At 51.6% G+C, this 20,744-nt stretch carries 12 protein-coding genes; all 12 read right to left on the bottom strand.

Annotation, left to right across the window (positions count from 1 at the left end; genetic code table 11):
• Positions 1 to 290 precede the first annotated feature (290 nt).
• Genes METBU_RS23275 through METBU_RS0104335 form a run of 12 tightly spaced genes read right to left on the bottom strand, consistent with a single transcriptional unit; the run spans position 291 to position 20,588 of the window.
• On the bottom strand, positions 291 to 3,620 hold the full coding sequence (locus METBU_RS23275) for an eCIS core domain-containing protein (protein WP_017839471.1): 3,330 nt from the start codon (positions 3,618 to 3,620) through the stop codon (positions 291 to 293).
• Positions 3,617 to 5,041: a contractile injection system tape measure protein gene (locus METBU_RS25130; protein ID WP_017839470.1), complete on the bottom strand. Its 1,425-nt coding sequence runs from the start codon at positions 5,039 to 5,041 to the stop codon at positions 3,617 to 3,619. The genes METBU_RS23275 and METBU_RS25130 overlap by 4 nt, the downstream gene beginning before the upstream one ends.
• Positions 5,038 to 8,826 (bottom strand): hypothetical protein, encoded by a 3,789-nt coding sequence (locus METBU_RS23265; protein ID WP_138767152.1) that lies wholly within the window; start codon positions 8,824 to 8,826, stop codon positions 5,038 to 5,040. The genes METBU_RS25130 and METBU_RS23265 overlap by 4 nt, the downstream gene beginning before the upstream one ends.
• Positions 8,827 to 8,842: 16 nt before the next feature.
• Positions 8,843 to 12,526, bottom strand: coding sequence for a hypothetical protein (locus METBU_RS0104375; RefSeq protein WP_017839468.1), 3,684 nt, complete (start codon positions 12,524 to 12,526; stop codon positions 8,843 to 8,845).
• Positions 12,523 to 16,314, bottom strand: a complete 3,792-nt coding sequence (locus tag METBU_RS0104370) for a baseplate J/gp47 family protein (protein ID WP_017839467.1) — start codon at positions 16,312 to 16,314, stop codon at positions 12,523 to 12,525. Before METBU_RS0104370 ends, METBU_RS0104375 begins: the two co-directional genes overlap by 4 nt.
• A gap of 3 nt (positions 16,315 to 16,317) precedes the next feature.
• Entirely contained in the window at positions 16,318 to 16,755 is a 438-nt protein-coding gene (locus METBU_RS0104365; RefSeq protein WP_017839466.1) for a GPW/gp25 family protein, read from the bottom strand.
• 1 nt (position 16,756) lies between these two features.
• Entirely contained in the window at positions 16,757 to 17,026 is a 270-nt protein-coding gene (locus METBU_RS0104360) for a PAAR domain-containing protein (RefSeq protein ID WP_014148647.1), read from the bottom strand.
• A gap of 12 nt (positions 17,027 to 17,038) precedes the next feature.
• A complete protein-coding gene (gene vgrG, locus METBU_RS0104355; protein ID WP_017839465.1) occupies positions 17,039 to 18,805 on the bottom strand; it encodes a type VI secretion system tip protein VgrG in 1,767 nt (588 codons plus the stop codon).
• Positions 18,802 to 19,509 carry a CIS tube protein gene (locus METBU_RS0104350; protein ID WP_017839464.1) on the bottom strand — a complete coding sequence of 236 codons (708 nt, stop codon included), beginning with the start codon at positions 19,507 to 19,509 and terminating at the stop codon, positions 18,802 to 18,804. The genes vgrG and METBU_RS0104350 overlap by 4 nt, the downstream gene beginning before the upstream one ends.
• The gene (locus METBU_RS0104345; RefSeq protein ID WP_017839463.1) at positions 19,509 to 19,697 is read right to left on the bottom strand and encodes a DUF5908 family protein; all 189 of its coding nucleotides are present in this window, start codon (positions 19,695 to 19,697) and stop codon (positions 19,509 to 19,511) included. The genes METBU_RS0104350 and METBU_RS0104345 overlap by 1 nt, the downstream gene beginning before the upstream one ends.
• Positions 19,698 to 19,704: 7 nt before the next feature.
• Positions 19,705 to 20,145 (bottom strand): phage tail protein, encoded by a 441-nt coding sequence (locus tag METBU_RS0104340; protein ID WP_014148651.1) that lies wholly within the window; start codon positions 20,143 to 20,145, stop codon positions 19,705 to 19,707.
• Positions 20,146 to 20,150: 5 nt separating this feature from the next.
• Entirely contained in the window at positions 20,151 to 20,588 is a 438-nt protein-coding gene (locus METBU_RS0104335) for a phage tail protein (protein WP_014148652.1), read from the bottom strand.
• Positions 20,589 to 20,744: the final 156 nt, after the last annotated feature.

The raw sequence follows: 20,744 nt of genomic DNA, 5'->3' as shown, positions 1-20,744 counted from the left end.
TTAACACTCTCGACCTCGAAATCGCGATCAGGGGATCTGCTCCCACAGAGCATCCAGCCCTTTGTGGGAACAACGCATTCGTCACGATTGACTTTCAATATCCACAGATTTTTCAAATAGTACCATTCCCAGGTATTCGATAACCTCTGTTCAGCACCTTTACCGGTCTTGTGTATACATTGGGAACCAAAAATCTTTTATGCTATGTCACAAATTCCGGTTTGGGACATCCTGACGGCAAACTCTGGCTTGCGGATTTTTCAACTATTAATACGAACATAGCCTTGATATCACCCGAACAAACGCCCGACAAGTTCTACGGAAAGTAGAACTTTGGGATTGTTTTCACTTTTGGTGTAATCAAGCTCAATCGTAATATCGCAAATTGTCGCTTTCTCCTCACCCTTATGTGCAGTCACAACATAATTAACTTCTTCCAATACAGCCGTTCTTTTTCTACGAATAGCCGGACTCAATTTGAATACCACGCCTGGAGGTTCTATTTCAACGAGATGTTTCATAAACGTTTCTATTCCGTGCTCCATGTAACTCAGATTGACCAACTTAGGAGCATAAGACATCCCCTCAGATAAATCATGCCCAATAATAGGACCAAAGATATGAGAACGATGCTTGCCAGTTTGTCCGGTCTTCTCCGGTCCAGATAATACATTTTCAGCACCACCGGATTTAGGGCGAGGTATCGGAACACCAATAGTTTGTGTAGGAAGCTTAATCATTTCCCTAGGTAGCACAGTATCCATCATCGTCGGCGACTTAGCTTTAGGGTTGATTTCCGCTTCAACATGAAATTTCTCTGTAGCTCCTTTCCGTGACTCAGTAACAAATTCCAATTTAGACATTCTGTATTTTTGCTTTATTAGCATCAGGTTAGACACTTTTTTATTACGCGATAGTTGATGGTTTTCCATCATGGGAATGACTTCACTCATTGCTTTGCCTAAATCCGCTTGTTTCTGAGCATCGGTTCGCTCATCCGATTTGCTTTTCCCGCCAAAGAACTTCGCAAACAAAGCCTTAGCCCTGCTGACGATCCAGCCAATCAACTTATCCAACGCCTTATCAATCGGCACGCGAACTTTTTTGATTACTCCCATGACTTTATCGGCGACTTTACCGAAACCTGCGAAGCCGGCGAGAAAACTGATGGCCAGCGACAACATGCCGGCCAGTACCGATTCGACGCGTTTGGCCGCCGCACCGATGTTGCCGGCGGCGATTTGAACGATCGAACCGATGAATGCGGCGCCGACCTGGGCGATTTTCGACAATTTCTGCACGACGACCATCACTAGATCGTAAATGGACAAAATAGCCGAAATGAAACCGGCACCCGGTATAAACATTGAAACGATCTTGGGAACAGCCTTTTTGACGACCATGTCGACAACCATACTTATAATTCCACCGATCACGGTGTCCTTGAGGTCCGAAAGCTGATCCTTGATTTTATCCCATGCGGCAGCAGGTCCTTGCGTGACCAATGTTTTGACGATGTCGAAACCGGTTTCGAGCGCCTGAACGGTTTTTTCGCCGAGCACTTTGACTAATTTGACGCGCATATTTTGCCAAGTTAATCCCAACACCGAAAACACGAACTTCGCAATCTCGCCCAATGCAAACGATGCAGGGATATAAACACTCGGCAATGAACCGGTTAGCCATTCGAACAGCCCTTTTTTGAGATGTCCTAGAAAATTGCCGGCGAACTGTTGAAAACCCAATTTACCGGCCGCAGCCAAATTACCGACGAAAGGTAACGGATTTTTTAAAATCGCTTTCAGTGCACCGCCGGTACGCTTGACGATACCGATTACGCCGGGCTTAACGGTGTCAAAAATAATCTCCAGCAGATTCCACAAGGCGCTTCCCGCCCAACCGATGAATTGACCCGCAAACGAGCCGAAAACCTTGGCCAGTTTTCCGAACGCGAGCGGAATCAAAATAATATCCTTGATTTCCAATGCCTTGAACGAGGCAATAAAAAGCCCCGGAATTTGTACGGCAAAAGTTTTGACCGTTTGCATCGATTTTTTGAACCAAGCCATGCAGCGTGGCACTGCATTCGCTTCCTGAATCTTGGCCCAGACATCGCCCTGATTAATCAAATTCATGAATCCGCCGATCAACGCCTCGGCATCGTCCGGCGCCTTATCGCCGGTAATCGGATCCTTGCCGAGAACAGAGCACAACAACGGATAAGCATTCGTTTGACTGCGCGCAAACTCGGCAATCGGATTGAGAATCGCATCCTTGATCAAACCGGCAATTCCGCCGACGAGACCGGCGGCAAAAGATTTTACTTTGTCTATTGGTCCGGTAATTAGGCGCTTGCCCTGCTCCCAAACAGCATCCAGATTTTTGATATCGGTAATCGATCGCTCTTTGATAAATTGTTTAACGCTTTCCCAAATACCGCTCCCCATTTCCTTGAGTGCATCGAATTGCTGATAAACCCAGTCGCTTATTTTCGAAAAGATTCCATGATTATCCAAGGCTTGATTGATAACCGGGCCGATTCCGGGCAGCAGACTGATGACTCCCCGCATGATGTTGCCCGGACTGCGATCGACAGCCGCACCGGTCACCGGGTTCATGCCGATCACCACGGTCAACATCGGGAAGCCCGGTATCAACGCAGCCTTTCTGGCAATGAAATCGCGCGGATCCGGTAAAAAACTGCGTTGTAGCGCAGGATGCGTTGCAGTCGTTGTCACCTGCGGACTCCGCTGCACGGCGGCGCCCTGTTGTATCGTATGGGTCAGTTCGTGTGCAAGCAGTTGCTTACCTTCTCCGGTACCGGGCCGGTATTGGTCGTGGGAAAAGAATATGTGATTACGGTAGGTAAAGGCTTTCGCGCTGAGTCGGTTGCTTAAGCCGCCGGCTTCGGCGTCGTGATGAATCCTAATGTTGCTAAAGTCGGCGCCGAAGCGAGGCTCCATGAAGCCTCGGATATCGCCGGATAAAGCCTCGCCGCCGGTGGTTTTATTATGAATCGCCGATTGGACTTGGCTACTGACGCCGGGCGCGCCGTCGCCTTTGCGTTGTAATTGGTCTTCTTCTTTTTTTCGGATCTCTTCGTCGCTTGATTCGGCTTTCTGCAGTTCTTCGTCGGGAGCTTTAGCCCTTTGTAAGGGCTCTTCCTCTTGCTTTTGCAATTTTTCTTCAGGAGCTTCCGCCTTTTGTAGTTTGTCTTCAGGTCTTTCAGCCTTTTGCAGTGTTTCGTCTTCTTGCTTTTGTATCGTTCGCTCGGGCTCTTCGGCTTTTTGGAGTGGTTCTTCCTCTTGTTTTTGGACTTTTTCTTCGGGAAGCTCGGCTTTTTGAAGAGGCTCTTCTTGTTTCTGAACTTTTTCCTCCGGTAATTCCGCCTTTTGCACTCGCTCTTCCGGCGCCGGCATCTTCATGACCTTATCGGCCATGTTATCGGCCTCATTTTCGAATTTGTCGCCGGGTTTGTTGGCCGTCATTTTCAATTGCACGGCCGGCGCTTTCGGTTCGTTCGCGGCCGCAAAAAATCCGCTCGAACCGGCCTTGGCAAAAAAAGCTTGATTGGCCGGTTTCGAAACAGTGCCGGATGATTTTTTTACACCGGTCTTCATAGGCTCCACTCCACCCAAAGCAGGTTTTGCATCCACGGCAGCTTAATCGTTGCAATGTTCCAAGGCAGGCTATCCAGTAAAATGTCGCAGCTTCGATATTCGACATGCAGTTGCCAGTCGCCATCGCCGCGCCGCATCAGTTTTCCGGGCCTCAGAATAAACGTTCCTCGTAAACTGTCGATCGAGGTATTTCGTAATACGTCCCAATGTTTCACCACGGCAGTCAATAATTCATCGGCTTCGCTTCGTTCTTCGAGACTCAGTTCCGTTAGGGTTTCGACCGGCACGGGCAAGTCGATATTGCACAGTACCTTAGGTAATACCAAGTCGTATTCGTGTGCAACTGTTTCTGCGGTTGCCAGATAATGTAAAAGCGCCAAGGCCCTGCCGGTTTTAACAATTTTATAGTCTTGCAAACAAGTCGATGCGGTAAACAGTTGCGGCAAAAATGGATGCAGCAACACCAAGCCGGCATTATCGACATAGACGCCTTCGTCGATATCCGGATCGTCGAAGGGATACGATGAATGCGCTAGTAGCTCATCTTCCTGCCGATGTGTCGAGGGTGTTTGGGACCGTGATGCCGAATCGCTTCTCCGAGACACTTGATGTTGCTGTTTCCCTGCGAAACGCCGATCCAGTGCGTAGTTTGCGTCGTATCGGTCTTTAACAATTGCATCTATTTCGTCCAGCATCGTTTGGCTAACGGCTTGACCCGACGACAATATGACCAACAGGTTCTGCACAACAGTTCTTAAGCGGTCGTCTTCGGCAGTCGCGGGCGGTACGGAATCCGTTAAGTCTTGCCGTATTTTCTCGAAAACGACAGCGGTTTCCGGAAAATAACGAACTAACAAGCGGGCAACGAAATCCGTCGAAAACTGCCGAAGCAAACGGATTCTAGCCGCATCGTCTCGTAAAACTCCGATCAGCGCCTTACTGAAATGCCGGCCACCCAAGGCGGACTCGTTATCACGCCAGTTTTCGGTCAAAACCTGTTCCAAATTTTGACCGGTCGGCAAACGGAACGACCAAGGCAAACGCCCTATCCTCAAAAAAAACAACAGTGCTTTGTTTACGGCTTGTTGTCTCGATTGCCGATAATTTCCGCCGGCGATGAGCGCCCGCGAATCGTCGGTATGCGAAGCGCTAATATCGGCTAAGGCGCTTTCCAGATTGGTAGCAATTCTTTTCGGTAACTCGCTTTCCAGATTATCCAATTCGATGCTTCCGACATCGATCGTCAAGCGTTCGAGATACAGATAATCGTTCGGCGATGAACAACGCTCCAAAACACCGTCGAGAATTTGAACAATTTTGTCGTGAGTCAAGCGAGTCAATAGGCGTTGTAATTCGACGCCGTCCGCATCGGAGCCGGTCGTTTCGGCATCGAGCGCATAGCATCGAATCACTGCGTTCATCGGAGCAATAAGGTTCGTTCGGTAACGTAATGGCAGCCGTTCGCAGTGATTACGGTGAGTCTTGCGCTAGGTCCAAGGCTCTCGAACTCAACTTCGACTTTTTCGCCGGCATATAGCGGTTCTGACGTTCGAGCAGATGGAAAATCCCATATCCAGGCAATGATTGGAGGCGATGCTCTCCCTTCGACGCCTCCCGAGAAACTCATTCGGTTTGTACCAACCGACTCGAATGTTATCGTGGGCCGGATATCAGGGCCGTCGCAAAGCCTTCTGAATTCGCCGTCCACGCATTGATTGCGTTCGCTGCAGTCGAAGGCCGGAATCCGGGTTTCGGTATTGCGCCTGCGGTCTCGTAGGATCACACCGTTGAAGAACGCATTGCCGTTAGGCAACGGCTCATTGCTATAGCGCACGCTAATATCGAAGACCGGCGCCGGTTGCCCATAGCTCATGGCCCATTCCAGACTGAAGCGTTCGCAAACAAAATGCTCGATTCGCAAGACCGAGAACGGTTCCTTTTCGTCCGGCTCGTATGAGACGATCAGGCGCCCCCTGCCCGCCTCGCCGAATTCGTCGACCAACACTTCTTCTATCGATGCGTTCAGTATTTTAATGGCTCCGCCTATCGTATTATCGAAAGATTGATTCAAGTTAGCCGCTGTGACATCCGCAAAGACTTTTTCTGCACCTATCTCGAAATTTTGACCATTGAAGCGGAAATGGATCAAATTGCCGCTTAGTCGAACTACTTCATAAGGCGTTTCCGGACCGGGCGCTTGCAGCCATAAACGATAAGCGCAGCGCCGCGACAAACCTTCGCACGGTAAATCGCATTCCGCTTCGCAAACGAAGACCAATTCGGTTCTGACGCTGCATTGATTACGGTCCACGACCTCGACCGGCAGTGTTTGGCCGCTCGCTGTCGGCGGTGAAACGAACTCACTGGCGCTTAGCATTTCGCCATTCACCGAATACGGCGGCGTGCCGCCGGTAATTCGCATAGTCGCGATATAGGCACCGGCATCGGTGCATCGATATTCCGGTTCGAGCAAAAGTAAAGACTCGGCGATCACGATTTCGCGCACCGTCGACTCGCTATCGTCGGCATCGATGATGCGCATGCGATGAGCGCCCGTGTTTAATATCAGCGGCTTATCGGTTAAAGGCTCAAAGGCTTGATTGTTTAGTTGCAAGCGATAAGGCGCTTTGCCGCTCAGCGGTATCACGGAAACTTCCGCTTGATGGTTAGGATTCGTGCAGCCCACTTCAATATCGAAGGTCGGCGGCGATTTTGGCAAGACGAATTGAATCGGCGCGCAGTCCGAACAGCACAAATAAGGCAGATAAAAATCGGCGATGACCGAGCCGTCCGGTAATTGACCGACAACCGCATCCAAGAGTTTTTGCCAGTTCGACGGCGCTGCTGTCTCCGGACGAAACGGTCTTCCGGTCACGGTTTCAAGTAGCCATTGCAAATCTTGATCGTTCGCCAATGCGGGATTGTTTTTCAGCCTATCGGCCGCCGCCTTCACTCTTGTATGTGCAACGGATGGCTGCATGCCTTCAACGGTTAATGCTGGGGCGGCAACATTTTTCACTGCGGATACCCCAGATTTTGCTTCGGATTTGGACGTCTGGTGATAGACCAACACGAATGTGCCGCCGATGGGCACGCCGGCTTTATGGCGGATACCCGGATGTTTTTGTAAAAAATGGCTCAGAAAGCGTTTTTTCTTGACTTCGCGAACCCGACGCAACAACTCTTCTTCTATGAGTTCCAGGGCTTCGAGCTTGCATTGATCAAGCATCGATTTCAAGACAAGAGAAAGCGCTTTCCAATCGAGTTCGCCTGCGGTTTCATCGCCTTCCCGCTGTTTTTCGATTTCGGCCGTCCATTGTTTAAGCCCTTCCATGTTTTGCTGCAATGATGGCCAGTCGATTTCGGCGAGATCCTCGACCAATAGATGTTCGAATTTGTACAGATACCCCACCGACCGAATCGCGGCATTCATCAAAGGGGGTTCGCCGATATCGACCAAATCGCACACATCACGTCCCTGATATTTTTCGGCGAATAAGGCGCCCAGAGTACCTGGCTGCCGATCGAGTCTTGCTATGCGGCTTTCGGCGGAGAGAGCTTGCCGGCCGATGTTTTTGTTCAACAAGGCCGATAGCGCCTTAGAAGACGCGCATAAAATTTCTCGCTTGTAGGCTCGGTAGAGCGTCAGCAAATCCTCGAAATAACAGGCATGCTCTTTAAGATCGACTGTTCCGGATTCTTCGAACGCTCCGGTACGCAATGCCATGATTTGTATCGGCAATCGGTAGCGATCTTTGTGCTGCAATAGGTTTTCCAGTACATTCTGATAGGGCTTGCCTAAGTGTCCTTCAATGCGCAAAAAATTGTAAGGTTCAAGATCGAAACGCAGCGGATCGAGCACGAACGCTTGCGAAGCATATTCAAAGGCGCGGTAGCCTAGATTTTGCGCGGCCCGACCGCGCCGGGTCATAACCGGATTCCATAAGCGATACAACGGCGGATTGCCGTTTTGCAAATAATAGTAAGGGATCGCCTTCTCCGATAATGCGACGGAGCCCAAACGGCTAGGCGTTATCTTGATCTGCTGCGTTGCATCGTTCGTTAATGGCGGCTTATTCGAAAACCGCTCGACCATCTCGACCAAACGCGCGAACAACTGTTGTAGCGTTCGGGTTTGCTCTGTACAGGCGCCGACCGCAGGAGACGGCAAAAAACGATGCCGGTAATAGCCGGGCTCGGCGACGGCTTCGGGAAACAATAAACCCACCATTAAATGCCGTGGAAACAACTCTGCCGGCGGGCCGCATAAACAAATCAACTCAGCCGCTTGCCAGCGGAATTCGTCGTAAGCGGACAACAAGTCGTCGAAACAATCGTAATAATACGGTAGAAACAAAACTTGTTCGGCCGAATCGGGTTGGCTATTCAAAAAACCGAATTTCGCGTCGAAGCCTTCGAACGGATCGTTCGGATAATCGTTCTCGACGAGCGGTTTAAAGGCTCGATACGCGGCCGATAAGGCCTCGCCGACTTTAGCGGCCAAGCCGGAAGAGGAAAAAACAGCGTGAAATGCAGCCAAGACCTGCTGCGAAGTCGCCAAGGACGTACTTGGCACGCTGATATTCGGCAAACGCAAATCCGGCAAATTGAAACGTTCGGCCAATTGATTTTCCAAATCGGCGGAACTCAGACCCGCATCGAGGCCGTTGAGCGCGGCAATGATGTCGGCTAAATCGGTGCGTTTGATCAACAAACGCCTAAGCGTGACCGTCACCGACGATCCTTTGTCGTCGCAATTATTCGGACTGCAATTGCGCAGCGGGGCCTTTTTCAACTCCAAAAACAGCAGCAGCGCCTTATCGTTCAAGAAACCGGACGGTTGATTCAAGGCTTGGGTATTCGGCTCGCCGTTCGGGAACAGTTCCCAAATCGGATGGCCTTCGAAGGAGGCATACCCGATATCGTTGGGCAGCGTGTATGAACGATAGGCGCTCAGTTCGATATCGTCGGCTTCGCTGACCAAATAGCCTTTCGAAGTGATACCGACGCCCTTCGATAGCCGAATAACCGCTTCCGGAGACGTCGTGTATTCGATTTCGAAACCGCATACGATACCGATACCGATCAGGTTCGAACGCGTCAGCCGGTTTTGCTCGTCCAAGTAATTAAATACCTGATTCAGATGCCGGTTGCTCAACACCTGATTGGCTTCGAAAATTGGAAATTGATCGTATTCAGCTTTCATGACGTTTTGACCGTATTCATGGGTTTTCAAAGGGCCGTGGTACGGCATTGAGCGAACCGAGGGCCGTTTTATCGAGCCGTACCGGATTATGATCGCTGCCGTCGTCGCAGTCGTGCAGAGTCGCTTCGGGGTATATAGATTTCAGATCGGCCAGCAAATTGACCACGATTCTCAGCCGGTAAGACACTTCGATATAGCGTTGATAATGCTTATCAAGCAAGGCTTTCAATTCGTCTTCGGTACCGGTTTTAAATTGAGCATCGGAACATAGCACGATCGGTGCCGGCTCGAACGATGACAAATCTTCCGGCGGTTCCAAGCCGTTTTCGACATAGCCGTTCAGCCAATCGGAAAACGCCGTGCCGTAATCGGCAAGAATGCCGGCGGCGCATCGGCACAACGTCGTTTCGTCTCCATCGAGCAAAGCCTCGGCCAACAAGGCTTCGACTCTTTCCTGCAGGCGCTGTTCGGTCCAATTGATCGAGGCGTTCGCTTCAAGCCACAAGCACCAAGCCGTTTCGAAACGTTCGAACTGCCGGCCGTAACGGGCGATTTCAGCAAAATGTTCGGTCAACCGAGAAACGATAGTGTTCCATAAAACGGCGCCGATCGCCGCGGCACACTCTATCCCGCCGGGATTCAGGATCGACTCGAATTCGCTTGCCAGCTGCGCCCGTAAAACGTCCGGATCGAAATAATCCAGCGTTTTGCCGTGGTACCAGTCATTGAAGACTCGGCTGAAATCACTGTAAATCGCTTTTGCACAGTCGCAGGACTCCTCTTCCGTAGCCTGGTTTTGTTCGAGCAATAGCGCGGCCAACTCGTTCACGAGCGGTTCGCAGGGATTGTCGATAATCCTTTTATTGCCGACCCAACAGATTTTGCTCAATAAGTGCGTCGGCGTTTCTTGGCGTATCGTGCGTTCGGCAAACGCTCGCAAATCCAAGTTGACGTTATACGGCGAGGTCCAGCCCGGCATGACCCAGGTTAAACGAAACGAATAAGGGTCCTCAAAGCCGCAGGTTTTACATACGCCTTCAGAGCATACGGGATAAAGCGCGTCGCCGGGAAACTTCGGTCTGAGCAGCACATGTTCGACCAGGATCGTTCGTTGGTGCGCGCTCCAATTCAGTAAAACGGCCTTGATCTTTTGCGCCTCGGCCTCTGTCGTCAAATCATCCGGATGAGCGGCGCGCAATACGATCGTATCCTCCTCAAGCGTTAATCGATGAGTCTGCTCATCTATCCGATAAATTTCAGGGTCGCTCATTTGCTTGACGACCGTACGGTAAGCGGCGGTGTTCGATGCAGCGTATGCGTCAAGCTCAAGCGTCCCGGTCAACCAGGGCCGATTATTCCAATCCATCAATTCAAAAGCGATTTCGGTCTTGCCGGCGATGGTTTCCAATGGCGACAATGTCATCTTCAGATCGGCAATGCCCAGCAGCAGATTGACGCGTTTTTTCAGAACCGGATATTGCTTTTGCGCGCAAGCTTCGCCGGTAGTGTCGAACGACCGGTAACGGTACCGGCTAATTTCCGGCAGTCCTTTGAGCAGGGCGAGTTTGGTATCGATCAAGGATGCTTGCGCTTTTTGACGGCCGGCAAGGTCGCTTAGCAATAAGGTGTAGTCGGATAACTGTTCGCCGAAACGGGCCAATAAGTGATCGAGAAACCGGTTACGCCGCTGCAAGAATTCCGGTTCGGACTCGATCAGCTTTTCAAGTTTTTCTTTATCCAAATCGGCGACCAGATCGTCGTAACCGTCGATGATATCTTGCGTTAACTCCTTGATAAAATAGGTTTGACGTATACCGGGGTCCAACGAAAAACAATCGGTACTTTGCGCTAGCTGTGCTATTTGATTGGCCAAGAATTGCTCGAATACCAGCAAATAGGCTTTCAATTGTTTGGCTTGAGCCCGGCGTAATTTGGACGCATGGCTGGGCAGGCCTTCGGGGCCGATGCCATAGCTCTGCGGAAATTCGTTTTGTATCGAAAAATAATGGCCGGGATCTCGGTACATTCCCTTCGGCAACGGCAGGTCTTTCGGCGTATTTTTGATCTTCGGGCGTTCGGCTTCGCCGCGCAATTGATGCAAGGTCGCGACGGCTTCGTCGTGCCTCGCTTGAAAAGGCAGGCCGTTTTTAAAAAACAAGAATCGCGATGCTTCGCGGTAAAATCGCGGCTGTCTGCGATCGTCGAGCATCAGCAACCAGGCCGCGCTGATTCGATCCGGATCGAACAAAGGCTTGCCGTCGTTTTGCTGAATGGGGTCGGCCTTGCCTTTGACGATTCGGCCTTGCGGGTCATAGAGGGTCAGCAGCAGGTTGTTGACCGCCAGAACGCCGTCGATCGCCATTAAACGCTTAATGATATCGGACGCTCTGATTTCCGACTTCAACATCGCCCGTTGCAGATCTTCGGACTTGATGAAACCGTTGTCGAGCGCCGGTCCGTTAAAAATGGCCTCGACCGACAAGCCTTCATCGCGCAATTCTTGCAAACTGTAAAACGCGATCGGCGGATTCAGGTAATGTTCGATTTCCTGCCAGATACGCGCTTGCACGCGGTCGATATCGGCATCGGAGGCCACTTCGACATCGGCGCACACCGCAATTTCGGCCAGCGCTATACCTTCGATACGGCAAAAATCTTCATCGAGATTGCGCCTCTTATGCAATGACTGCTTGGCCTGTTCAACAGCTTGAGCGATCTTGTGCACTTTGCGCCGGTAAAGTCCGACGATTCCCGAATCCGAAACGTCTTCCAGCAACTCTACAAGTTCGGCCAGCGTTGTTTCTTCCTTTGCATCGGCATTGCCGAACACCCGTAGCGTGGCATGGTCGATATTCAGCGTCAATCCCACCGATTCCTGTTGAAAATCGACTTGAAAATCGACATAGAACAATTCCCGCCAATGTCTCTTTAAATAGCGATCCTTGCCGGCCTGATCCAACAACGGGTCGGTCAATACGTCATAGTCATCGGTCGCACCGATACGTACGCTGACCGAATAGTCGTTCGGATGATCTAAAAAAGCTTGCCATTCCTCCTCAGCGGACAAGGATAAATCGGGGAAACGCAGCTCAATGACTCGGGTCTGCACTCTGCCTTCGGCATCGTAAAAATGACGCATTTTCTGAATTTTGCGGGCATTCAAGTCGCCCAACTCAGGGTCGGATTCCAATTCCAGCAAGACTTCGTATAAACCCGATACCGTGACTTTTTTCGCATCGAGTTCGCCTTGTTCGAGTTGCCGATAAGACAAAGCCAAACGGTCTTCGTCGCACACTACGTAATAATCGGTTTCGCAGGCGCATTGCTTACAAAATATCCATGCATTGCGCACCGGTTCCAAATCGATTAAAACGCGCCTGAAATCGTTCGGCGTCACAGGGCCGCTCGTTAAAATCTCGCGTGCGGTATAAAAAGCTTGTCTTGGAAAAGGGTCGGCAGCGGTCGAGGTTTCAAGGGTTAATAGGTCCTTGATATCCCAACCGCTTCGGTAAGCGATATCGGTCAACGCATAACATAAGGCTTCCAGGATCGTGATGCCCGGATCGTGGGTGTTGTAATCGGTCCAATGCCGACTGCCGGCCTGCTCGATATAGCCGATGCCTTCGCGGCGCAACGCAAAAAAGTCTTCGCTAGGCTTTTGCGAATCCAGTCGGGGTAAGAAAACGGCAGGCTCTTTCATGGCTCGCACGGACAGGTTTCGCCGAGTTCATGCACTGCGGCGGGTTTGATGACATCGATTTGGTGTTCGCCGGCCGGCGCCGAAACCAAAATCGATGCCGCAGTCGAGCCTGCCGCTTCATGGACCGCAACTTCTCCTGCCGTCCCGCCGCTATCGTGATACAACACAAAGTCGGTCAAATAATCGACATAAGTCTGCTCTTCGATGAAACGAATCAATACCGATTGATGAATTTTTCCGCCGAAAGAGGGCTTTGCATCGTTCGCAAAAGCCCAGGGCGACAAAAACCGGGTAATCGCTTGGCGTAGCGTATTGCGATAAAACGTCTCGTCGAAGCCTTCATGAAAACGGACTTTACACGAGCAATGCACGGTCTCGAAGCGCGGATTGCGGACATGCAAGTTGACGAAACAGGGCACGCGCGAACTCAAAAAATCCTTGATTTCATCGAGCAAGCCGAGACTCGTATAGGGTTTGAGGGGATCGCGATACGTTTGGAATCGCAGATTGGGAATCGCGACTAGCGTAACATGGCCCGGCGCGAGTTCCCGATAGACGAAATCGCCGTTTTCTCCGGGCTCGTACTGAGTATGATTCAGGCATTTGACGCGATAAATTTGCGGAAAGGCTTCCAAAACCAGGTGTTCGTAATCCCAAAGCGCGACCGCTCTGTCCTTATGACGCAAACGCTCGCTGACGCGCGTATAAAAAGCCGCCGGCGTTTCGGCGCCGCGTCCGCCGAACGAGGAAAAAGGCTGCTCGATCTTTTTGACGGCCGCATTTGGCCGCTCCAACTGACTTATCGTGCCGGCTTTTAGCGGTTTCGCCGAGAAGCCGGGATCGTTGCCTCGGTCGCTAAAGGTCGCCTGCAAGGCTTGCGCAGAAACGGCTTGTAAACGGCAAACCGCTTCGCTGTGCGATGCAACCGCCGCCCTTAGCCAATGCATGCCGGGGGGCAAAATCGAGTTGTTGTTATCGGCGTCGTTCGGTAGTGCAAACCTGATGATGCCGGAGTTCAATAGACCGCCCGTGCCGTCCTCGACTTCGTCTTTTTTGAAAGCAATCCATTCGTTGCCGCGTAGATAGTTCCAGTGGATATGCGGGTCGGGTTTGATCGTCAACGGGTCGGCCGTGCCGTCCGCGACTTGGAACAGCAGAGACAGGTTTTGCGGCGGTTCGAGCCCATCGATGCCGATATAGCATTCGGCTTCGCTATGAACCGTCAGTTCATCGCGCATAAAACCGAACTGTGGCAGCAGATTGACCTGTTTGGCGGTATTGAGCGCCGGGTGTTGTTCGGCTTGACCGAACGGGCCGATATGGAAAAAATGCACTTCGCGCTGTTGCATGGCGTCCGGTAACGCCGAATTCAGCATGATAGCCTGGGAGGCCCGATAATCGATAATAAGCTGTTCGATAAACGGTCCGACCGGCGGCGCGCCGGGATGCGAATCCGGTTTAGGTTCTTGGTCGGTCAGAAAATTCGTTAAATCCGTTAAATATTGGTCGAATCCGAAATCCCCTTGAAAAATCAAACGTACAAAACCGTTGACATCATCGATGCGATAAACCGCATTGTTCGCAAAACTGATGTCTTGATGGAAGGCATGTTGCGCGGTATCGGTCAAATCGAATTCCGTCGCGGCGAAATTAGCCGAAGCCGATGACGCTTGCCATTGCCCGGCTTTCAAATAGGCTAGCCCAATCGTCGGTACGCCGCTTTGAACGATATTTAACGTAGTGTCCATTTGACTCGCGGTGAACGGCGGTTGAGGCTCGCCATTGCTTTCTAAGATATTGAATACAATAGGATAAGCGTGTAATAACAATCCGCCCGGCGGATAGTACGACGGGGGATTTTGCCATTCGATGTATAATTTGGCCGAGTCGAGACGTTTTTGAAAAACCTCGCTCGACCCGATCGTCAACCGGTTGCCGTTGACCGGACGCGCACCGAAGGGTTGAAACGGTTTCGACAAATCCACCGTACCGAAATCGTTCGATACGGCAAGCGAGCGCACGCCTTTTACGTCGACGCTCAATTGAATCGAGGCGATGACCGGATCGCGCAACGTTTCATAAGCAAAAACGCTGTCCGCACGATGCTTCAATCGAATCATCAGGACCGGCAGCGACGTCTTAAAGCCTCGAGCATGCACTTTCTCCGAATAAGGCGTCACGGCCGGGTCGGCGCCGTCCAAGCGAAGCTCGAATGTGATCGAATTACCGCTTAAAACGAAGGTCGTAGCGGTAATTTCGAACCAATCGTCTTCGCCGGTCAATTGGCAAACAATCGCATTTTTTAATTCGGGCGAGTTTCCTGCGGGACTGCCCGATAACTGAAACTCCAGCGTGATGATCCGATCTCCTTCCGCCAACCATAAATAGTGCGAAGCGATAGCAAAACCCAGTTCGGCCTCGGGCATCGCAATGCTTTCCAGTAGCGCATTGCTATAGCGTTTATTGAAAAACGGATGCCAAGATTGTTCTTCGTTGGTCAGTTTCGCCCCCAGTCCGTCTTCGGAATCGGCAACCGGCGAGGCATAGTAACGGCCCGACTGTTTAGCCGCATTGACACCCAATCCGGTGACCGCTTCGCCGCCATGACGGTATACGGTTTTCAGCTCTGCGACCTTCGCTTTATTGGCAATGAAATCGCGGTCGTTCGTAAAAAAGGCCTCGATGCCTGACTCGTCCTTTCCGGCCTTGAACGACACGCCGCTATCGAACCGGTGACTGTCGGCATGTTTAGCCAATTCGGCCAATAAATGGACCCGAGGCGGTTCGGCGGGTTTTTCCTTGAGCTGTAAAATGTCCCGGTAATAAAAATCCAGGTGCCGGCCTGTCAAGGTGTTGATCTCGGCCCGAGTCCCTTCGAATAAGCGTAAAAAGGCGATCAGCAGTGCATAATGCGGCTCATGATTGCCGTTTTGAATGAACGAATTTTCCAGTTCTTGTTTGGCTTCGACGACGATGCGCGCATAGATTTTTAAAAAATCATCGAATATCGATGTAAAAAGGTTGTGGCTCGCGATCGAATTATGGATCGAAAACCAATAATTCGGATTGGACGGGTCAAGCAGTGGGCCGAAACCCCCCGCATCCTTGACGATGCTGTCGATGTAATGCGGCCAATCCGGAAAGTTGCCGATGATCCAATCTTTCGAAAAGGGCCTTCGATAGATATCGCCGAAGGATTGGGCTTCTTGACCGAATATCGTCAATTCCGCAGCAACGTCCAGCTCGTCGTCGGTCAATCCGAAATCGCTCTCGTAAGCCTTGTAGTAGGCGATAAGCCGTTTGAAACCTTGCGCCGACTGCGATCGTATGCGGTTTTGCAAAAGATTTTTCAGCGCCGTATCGACCGGCAAGTTTTCTTTCAAGCGGTCTAGTCGCTTGGCCATGGTCGCCGCGATACTGAACAAGAAACCCACGCGTTGTTTGAGCGCCTCTGCTTGCGTTCGATTGCCGCTATTATTCAAAAAATCGAAATAGGCTTTGACGGCCGAGCGGTACGCGTCGACGTCTTGTATCGCGGCGACAGCCAACAACACCGAGACATCCTTATCGAAAAAACTTTGCCAATCGCCGGTGACGCTGTTGTTCGGGTCATAATAATTGAGATAGGCCGAATAGGCTTTTGCAAACACCAGGCCGTACTCCGGTCCTCGTTCATTAACCGGCACATGGTTCGGATCCAAAGCCTTCGGCACACGCAAGTCTCGGCTTCTGCCTTCATGCGCTAGCCTCGAGGCATCGGTGTTTTGTTTGCAATCCGAGTTGGCCATGATTCAATCGCTATCGGGCAAGAGGTTGACGGCTGCGGTTAGGTTAATATCGGTACCCTCCAATTTGTAATAGGGATAAACGAAATTGAAGCGCGAGTTCGTAGCCTTGACGCGGTAGATCACTTCGATCAATACCACGCCCTCGAGCTCCAGGCTATCGTCGAGCCGAACGCTTTCCAGTTCGATACGCGGCTCATGATATAAAATCGCCGATTCCACTTTGTCCGCCATCAAGGTTTTCATGCGCGTATCTAAATTTTCGAACACCAACTCCTGCAAATTACAGCCGTATCTAGGCAGCATCGTGCGCTCGCCTTGCGCGGTGCTCAGTAGAATCTCAAGGCTCGAAGCGATGTCTGCTTCGGCTTCGAGCATCGTAACGCCGCCGCTTGCCCGGTTGAATGTCGGCGGAAAAGACCAGCCGCGTCCGAGAAAACTCATGTCATCCTCCTATCAATACTGTCGGCATACCGGGCGGCAGGATCGCGCCGCCCGAAGCGCTCGAATCGCCGACACGCGCGGCCGGCATGCCGCCGATCATGACCGTTGCCGAACCCATGATAATCGCATCGACTCCGCACGAATCTCCCAAGCGCGCCGCCGGTAAACCGCCGATCAAAACGGTCGGTTCGCCCGGCGGAATGATCGGCACCGGAGCGCCTTGCGTCGCGGTGCTGACGATCATGTCGGTGATTCTGGCTGCCGGTAACATCGCTTCATCTCCTCAATTGATCTGCACGACGCCGCCTTGGATCGTGGTGCTGGCGCTGCCCTTGACCGTGGTGCTGGCGCCGGAAATTTCGGCCGAACCGGAACCCGAGGCCTTGAATTCGGCTTGCGCACTCAGTTCGGTATTGATGCCTTCGATCTTGACGTCGCCGGCGGCTTGTAATATCAAGTCTTTGACGCTTTCGAGCTTGATGCCGTCGGCATTCATGGTGACTTTATTGCCGTTCTGATCCTCGATCACGACAGCCTGCTCGTCTTCGGACAAATTCAGACGGTTGCCGCTCGGCGTTTCGAGCACGACGACTTTGTTTTCATCGTCGAAGGTCAAGGCCATCTTTTCGCGGCTGACATAGCCTTTCAAATGATTGTCGTCCTTCGCGGGCTCCGGCGCCGGTTTCGCACTGCTGTGACACATGCCCAACACGACCGGATAACGCGGATCGTCGCCGAGAAATCCGACCACGACTTCATCGCCGATCTCGGGCCGAAAAAACGTTCCTCGCCCTTCGCCGGCATCCAGCGTTGCAAGCCTTGCCCAAATGCCTTCATCGGCCGTGTCGACCAGCGGCAGCCGAACCTTTATTCTGTCTTCGCCTTTAGGATCGTTTTCCAATACCGTCACGACGCCCATTTGCAATCCGCAGACCGACGGCAATAATCCTGACGCCGGCAATGGGCGTAAGTTATAGGTTTCGGCAAATAGATCGGGATTTAGGCCCAGTTGGGCATCGGTTTCCCAGTTGCCGCCGGAAACGCAATGCCGCACGCCCGACACATAAAACAGTCCGGCAAAGCGCTCGCCGATGCCGCTGACTTCGATCACGGTCCCCGGCATGACCTCGGCAATGCCTTGAAATTTCGCCCGGCCTCTGATTCTGGCTAGACGTTCCTTCAACAAACGCGCATCGGCCCAGGCTTTCAATTCCGGCTGACTCAATCCGCCGCCATGGCGTATTTCATGCATTTCAGTGCCTAATATCGCCGCCAATGTCTCGGCATCGATATTGCCGGCACTGGCGGATTTCGGTTCGGAAGCTTCGGCTTCGATCAATGCCTGATCGGCCGCATGCCAAGCCGTAGCCTTGATTCCGGGACTTTGCAAACGTGCATCGATTTCGGCATCCAGTTCCAACAGGGTCGAACCGTAACCGACCTTCACGACCGATTCTTCGCCGGTTGCGGGCTTGCCGACGGTAATCGCATCGTCGCCGACATTGACGACGAAACCGTTCGCTTCGGCCCGGCATAGCATAAAATCCCAATCGGTCGATTCGAATTGCACGACCTCTTGTAAATCCGGTTCCGTCGTATCGCTCGTGCCGGTCAAGCCGTAGTCGCCGAATAATGTTTCGATAATGTCGCTGTCTTTTTGTTCGGTAAAGTAGCGGCTGTGTATGCCGGACGTCATTTTGACCGCTTCATGCCGGCAGTCCAGAATCAAGAGGCTTTCGTTTTTTCTGAGCTTGATACTATGCTTGACGATCATGCCTTTAAATACCGTGGCGTTTTGCGAGCGGTAACCGAACTGAATTTCGATCTTTTGACCCGGAATGAACAATCCGGTATTACTGGCGGGAAAGTCGGCTTGCGCCGCTTCGCCGTCTTTTAGTTGAATCGTGGCTGACGGAATCCGGTTCAATTCTTTTTTGACGCTGACCGATAGCACCTGAAATTGTCCCGGAATTTCGGTGCCGTCGATTAATAAAGCCACCGTACAAACATCGGGGGTGGCCGGCGTTGGTATGGCGGATTCGTTTCTCATGATCGAGCCGTTTTGTTGACCGGAGGAAACACGATTTCACGGCCGGGTTCGAGCGACCTGAAGTGATCCAATCGGTTGATTTTTGCGATTTCCAAGTAATAACGCGGATCGCCGTAGATTTTGTAACACATCAACGGCAACGTATCGCCGGCCTTGACTCTGCGGCTGTGGCTCAAGTCGGGCGAACTTTTGTTTTCTTTCGCGGCGCGTTTTTCTTCTTCGATACTGCTTTTGAACTTGACCTTGACCAATGCCCGTATCGGCGTACCGTCCGGTCTGAACAGTTTGTAAGTAATGCCGACTTCGACGACCCGCCCCTTAAAAATCGAATGCTCGCCCCAAACCAGCTTAAAATGCCGCGGTTCGTGAGCATCGCCTTTATAGCCGGTCAACACTTCCTTGAACGCCTTGATGTCGTCGGCGATCGAGTCGCGCGGTTTACCGTCGATGATGCCGGTATTGTCGAATAAAAATTCGAAGGAAATTTCTTCCGGTTCGGTATATTCGTATTTTAATTGTTGACCGCTGGTCCCCTGCCCTTGCCCGGATTCGGAAAACTTGAGCTTATAGTCGAGCGTATAGCTCTCCGGATTGATCAAGGCCTCGAAGCTTTCGTCGGCTTCGAGCAAGCCGCCGCTTTCGGCTTTTTCCGAATCGGAGAAAGCCAGTATCAACATCTTTTCCAGTTTCCCGTTCTCGGCCATCAGCGCTCCGTTTTATTTTGCAGAATCTGTAAAACTTGTTCGACGCACTCGGCAATCAAGGCATCTTGGTCGATCGGATTTCCCGCCGCGCCCCCTCTGCCGGCATTGCCCGGTTCTTGCCGAAGGTTCCCCTCTTCGGGCGGGTTGACCGTGACTTTGATATGCAGTTCTTTGATTTCAATCGGCATGGCGGACTCAGGTTTGCACTGTGAAATAACGGTAGGTCAATTCGATCGTTTCGATGACGACCGCGCTTTCGTTGGCGTTGAAATCGCCGATCTGCCATTTTTTCGGTATCGCCTGAGCGACTTTCCAAGTTCGCAAGGGTTCGCTTTTTTCATTCATTAAAATTACATTGACCGACGCGGGCTTGAACACACGGTCGCGAAAGGCATCGAGCAACCAATCGATCACGTCGGAATCGGTCAACATACCGCGTTTCAAGACCATGTCGGCATACTTGGTTCGGACCGGCAATTTATGTTCGAAACGGTTTTCGCCGCCTTCCTTGAAACTTTCATAATCGTATTCCACGGTGAGACCCGAGACCGACTGAAACCGGACGTCATTGCTCACTTGGCTGATGCCGAACTCCACTTTGTAATAAAAGCCGAGCGGCGGATAGTAATCGGCCATCGGCGTTATACTTTCATTAGTTTGAGTCCTTCGTGCGCGACCTCGATGGTTTCGATCGCGACTTCATTGGCGTCGGACTTTAAATCGGGCGCGGTGACCTTGACCGGAAAACAACGTGTCGCCGACCAAGCCGCGACCGGTTCGTGTTTTTCGTTCAATAAACGAATCACGACATCGCGGCGGCCTTCGACTCGTTCGTTGGCGATTTCGTCGAGCCAATCGTTATAATCGAAGTCGCCTTCGAATTTGCCGCGTTTCATCGTGATATTGCTGAGTTTGATCAATCCGGGCATGCTGATCTTGCTGAAATCCTTGCTGTCGCTGTGCCGGTACTCGACCTTTTCACGCTCCATCACAAGACCCGTGACTTCGGTAAAACTCAATTTTGCACCGCCCCAATCCACTTGAAAGTGAAAACGCGGTAATGGATAGACTTGCGCCATGATGATTCCCTCTTGTTTGCTAAGGATTTGGTCATAAATAACTTCCCTATTTTGTTGCTCGATTGACAGGTGTCGGCGGCAGGGCAGATTTTTGCTCCTCGGCAACTGCCCCTGCGTTGCCCTAATATGTGAAGCGAGTCACCGAAACCTCTGCAA

The sequence above is a fragment of the Methylotuvimicrobium buryatense 5G genome (genome assembly GCF_000341735.1).
Classification (GTDB): Bacteria; Pseudomonadota; Gammaproteobacteria; order Methylococcales; family Methylomonadaceae; genus Methylotuvimicrobium; species Methylotuvimicrobium buryatense.
This window is presented reverse-complemented; position numbering and strand designations above follow the sequence as displayed.